Raw genomic sequence first — 4,543 nt, forward strand, 5'->3', positions numbered from 1 at the left:
ACGTAAAACCCATAGCCCGCCTGGGAATGAATTCCCAGTCTAAGTAGGTGAGCGTTGAAAATTGTCGTTATGGCAAGGCAAAAGGCAAGAGGCAAGAGGCAAGAGTGAAGAGGGTTTGGGCGATTTTACATTTCTTTACACAGTTTGGTTTTATTGTGTTCACCTACTTAATAGCAGAAGTTGTCTTTTGATGACTAAATAACCCAGAAATTTTTGAGTAAACTTTAGTTTACTTTCGCTATTAGCCCGGAAATTCATTTCTGGGTGGGTGTGGAAGCCAACAAATAAGCCATCTGTAGGCTAAGTTGACACCAATGAGCACTGCTAAATCCCTACCCACAAAATCAAATGAATAAGCCGTGTTGAGTATAGTTTGACTTTTATTATGAGAGAAGAGGACAAAGGGCATTTTCTAACAATGATAAAAGCCTGTTGTCATCAGTTTCTGATATTCCCAATGTGACTAATTTGCTGAAATGGAAAATAATCACAACAGTTTGACGAAGCTAAATAAGGAGAATCGGGGTTTGGGAATGGAACGGTGGAAACAAGACTTAAAAAATGACCTGATTGCTGGTTTGCTGGTGGTAATTCCCCTCGCAACCACAATCTGGTTAACAATTACCATAGCCACCTGGGTAATTAACTTTCTCACCCAAGTTCCTAAACAACTTAATCCCTTTGATGGCTTAAATCCAATCCTAGTAAATATACTTAATTTACTAGTAGGATTAGCAGTGCCATTATTAAGTATTCTAGCTATTGGTTTAATGGCTAGAAATATTGCTGGTCGGTGGTTATTGGATTTTGGTGAACGGTTATTACAAGCGATTCCTCTGGCAGGACAGGTATATAAAACTCTCAAGCAACTCTTAGAAACTCTCCTAAAAGATTCTAATGGTAAATTTCGGCGGGTAGTTTTAGTAGAATACCCTCGTCCGGGCATTTGGGCGATCGCATTTGTCACCGGCGCAATTAGCAATGAAATCCAAAGTCAAATATCCCGTCCCGTCATCAGTCTATTTATTCCCACTACCCCTAATCCGACCACAGGATGGTATGCAGTAGTACCAGAAGAGGATGTAATTAATCTCTCTATATCCGTAGAGGATGCTTTTAAGATAGTTGTGTCAGGTGGTATAGTCGCCCCTAATATTCCATCACCAGAGCTTTCTGCACTGTCAGCAGGATCATCTTTAGAAATACAACAGCGGGAAATTCCCGAAATAGAAACTAAACTCGATACCAACCTAGCAAAGTGAACAAAAAATAGATAAGCTAATTGTTCATCTGTGCTAGAACTCATATATTTTTCATCATCCCAACTGTATGCAACGTCGTAAACCCCAACAAATAGCCCGCGAATTGGCTCTGTTAAGCCTTAGCCAATTACCAATTAACCCCAAGAAACTGGAAACCCTATCAGACGAGCAATTAGTCTCTAAGTTAGTTTTAGGGGCAGTCCGTACCCTGACATTAGAGGTACAGGACACATTGAACAATGCCGCGGGCGAACTACAACGGAGTAATGATCGCCTATTAACTAGCGAAACTAGAGCCGCTGACTTAAATACGGCTAGAACTATGTTGAAAGAGGCAATTTCCTATACCCAAATAGCTATCAATCAATTAGGTACATCCGTTGATTTTCCTGAATTAATTCAGTTAGCTAATCAAGATAAGGAAGTTCGTAATTACGCTAAAGCTATTATTATTACCGTTAGTGAAAATCATCAGGCTATCGAAGAATATATTTCTCATGCTTTAGTAGATTGGCAAGTTACCCGTCTAGCCCAAATTGATAGAGATATCCTGCAAATAGCCACCGCAGAAATAAAGTTTATGAAAGTTCCCAATAGTATTGCCATTAACGAAGCTGTAGAATTAGCTAAACGCTACAGTGGAGAAGACGGACACCGTTTTATTAATGGTGTTCTCCGCCGAGTTAGCGAACAAAAACAACCTGTTTGAATTGGTCATTGGTAAGACTTTTATTCCTTATTCTTCTTTCTTAACTCCTGAACTCCTGATAGCGCAGCGTGGCGTTAGCCATACTCCTGAATGGGCGCAAGTCCTGCGCCCCTACCTCCTGATAGCGTTCACGTAGTGTGCCGAAGGCATAGCGTGGCGTAAGCCATACTCCTAAACTCCTCTAATTAAACTACAATGGCTTTTAATTGGTTTCGTCGTCCGAATAATGAATCTGCTGATACTCCTGAAACTCAAAATCAGGAGGAAACACCCGCAGTAGAAGCAACTGAAACAGAAACAACCGGACTAGATACGGCGGATTTGTTGGCTTTTGCTAAAGCTGCTTATAAAAATATTCAAGAAAAACAACAAATAGAACCAGAATCACCTGTAGCTGTTGAAGAAAATACTATTACTGAAGAAATAGTAGAAACTGAAGCAGAAGAAGAAACTGCACCGATAGAAATCGCCACCAATATAGCAGAAATTACTGAGGATGTTGTCAGTGAATTAGAAACAGCTAATTTATCTTTTTTAGAACGGGCTGCGGCTGAAAGAGAAGCTAAACAGGAGAAATTAATTGCTAGTGCGATAGAAACAGAGATTCCAGAAACACCGACAACCCCAATAGCAGCAGAAGTCGAGATTCCAGAACTGGTGTTTGATGATGGGTTTAAGTGGTCAGCCAAGGTTTTAGCCGCCCAAGGGAGAAAAGCTGAAGATATTTCTCTAGAAGAAATTACTTGGTTGAAAAAACTGCGCCAAGGTTTAGATAAAACCCGACGGAATATTCTCAACCAACTCAAAGCAATTGTTGGTCAAGGACCTCTTAATCAAGCGGCTGTAAATGAAATTGAATCATTACTTCTACAGGCAGATGTGGGTGTAGAGGCAACGGATTATATTATTGCTGCGCTCCAGAAAAAAATCCTGGCGGAAGTTACTCCACCGGAACAAGCGATCGCTTATCTGAAAGAAATTCTCAGAGGTATGCTAGATGCACCCCTGCAAAACCAAGATAAACCCAGCTTTGCACCGGAAAAAGACCAACTTACCATTTGGTTAATTACCGGAGTCAATGGCGCGGGAAAAACTACCACCATCGGTAAAATTTCTCATCTAGCCCAAAAATCTGGTTATAAATGCCTGATTGGGGCGGCAGATACATTCCGGGCGGCGGCTGTGGAACAAGTCAAAGTTTGGGGAAATAGAAGCGGTGTAGAAGTTATCGCCAATCCTGGGAAAAACACAGATCCAGCAGCAGTGGTATTTGATGCGATCGCCGCCGCCCAATCAAGAGAAACCGAACTACTATTAATAGATACCGCTGGGAGACTGCAAAACAAGAAAAACCTCATGGACGAACTCAGCAAAATCCGCAAAATCATAGATAAAAAAGCCCCTAATGCCCGCGTTGAATCCCTGTTAGTTCTCGATTCCACCTTGGGACAAAATGGACTGCGACAAGCTGAAGTATTTTCCCAAGCAGCCCAACTCAGTGGCGTTGTTTTAACCAAATTAGACGGAACAGGTAAAGGGGGTGTAGCGATCGCTGTCGTCCAGCAATTAGGCTTACCTATCCGTTTTATAGGCGCTGGTGAAGGAATTGAAGATTTGCGTCCATTTTCTAGTTACGAATTTGTAGAAGCATTACTAAGCGGTTGATAACGCCATCAAAAAAGCGATTATAAGTCGCGGATACACAGACAAAACCCACTTTCGTGGGTTAAGAAGCCTTAATTTTTCATTAGTCCAGGTATCCCTTACGGGATCACAAGTTAGGTTTATTCAGCAAGCCCTAATTACTTACTTAGGAACGCAAATTTAATAACCTGCAATTCTGATGTAACCTGGAATGGTGCGTTACGCTGTCGCTAACACACCCTACTTTTGCACCTTATTTAATTCACATTCCTTAATATACTAAACACGGGTGAGATTTAAACTTTTGCCAAATGACAAAGAACCCAGATGTGTAGGGGTAAAGCAAAAGCTGATATGTGTCAACTTAAGCTCAAATCCCTACCACATCTCGTTCCTAGTCTCTGACTAGGAATGCAGTTGATGAGGCTCTGCCTCTAATATTATTGAAGGCAGAGCCTTCTAGAATTCATTCCCAGTCAGAGACTGGGAATGAGATGACTTGAGTTCTTTGCGTGATAGAGGTTTTACGTTAAGTTGACACCAATGAAGCTCTTGCTTTACCCCTTGTATCGTAATAAGGAGAGAAAAGAGTAAAATCTTAACTCAAGCAATCAAGCCGTTTTGAGTATAACAAAAACCCCAGAAGTAAAACTTCTGAGGTATAAAGAGTTTTAGGAACGATTGAGAACAATAGCAATGTTGTGATCAGTTGGAGTAGGCAATCTTTAAACTGATCACAAAATAGCCTTGTCAGCATCTCAAACTAAGAACCTAAAAGCCCACAGGTCAACTACTTAAATACTCTAGCAGAGGTCTTTTTATCTCAGTAGCCAAGTTGGCATTTTTTAAACTCTCAACTAGTAGTTCGTCAAATTTATTTTGACGGGTAATAATCGGAAAAACTTCTGTTCTTCCCTCCCCTACCTCC

At 41.0% G+C, this 4,543-nt stretch carries 3 protein-coding genes; all 3 read left to right on the plus strand.

What is annotated here, in order from left to right:
• Positions 1-476: 476 nt before the first annotated feature.
• The 3 genes from AN486_RS26135 (at position 477) to ftsY (ending at position 3,636) form a co-directional block, all read left to right on the plus strand.
• Positions 477-1,262, plus strand: a complete 786-nt coding sequence (locus AN486_RS26135) for a DUF502 domain-containing protein (protein ID WP_290603017.1) — start codon at positions 477-479, stop codon at positions 1,260-1,262.
• A gap of 67 nt (positions 1,263-1,329) precedes the next feature.
• A complete protein-coding gene (gene nusB, locus AN486_RS26140) occupies positions 1,330-1,971 on the plus strand; it encodes a transcription antitermination factor NusB (RefSeq protein ID WP_053537775.1) in 642 nt (213 codons plus the stop codon).
• A gap of 195 nt (positions 1,972-2,166) precedes the next feature.
• A complete protein-coding gene (gene ftsY / locus AN486_RS26145) occupies positions 2,167-3,636 on the plus strand; it encodes a signal recognition particle-docking protein FtsY (protein ID WP_053537776.1) in 1,470 nt (489 codons plus the stop codon).
• The last annotated feature ends 907 nt before the right edge of the window (positions 3,637-4,543 follow it).

Source organism: Anabaena sp. AL93 (assembly GCF_001672085.1).
Lineage (GTDB): Bacteria > Cyanobacteriota > Cyanobacteriia > Cyanobacteriales > Nostocaceae > Dolichospermum > Dolichospermum heterosporum.

Excerpts from the sequence above, each read along its gene's own strand:
- AN486_RS26135 (WP_290603017.1), top strand. The coding sequence starts at position 477 with ATGGAAAATAATCACAACAGTTTGACGAAGCTAAATAAGGAGAATCGG.
- nusB (WP_053537775.1), top strand. The coding sequence starts at position 1,330 with ATGCAACGTCGTAAACCCCAACAAATAGCCCGCGAATTGGCTCTGTTA.
- ftsY (WP_053537776.1), top strand. The coding sequence starts at position 2,167 with ATGGCTTTTAATTGGTTTCGTCGTCCGAATAATGAATCTGCTGATACT.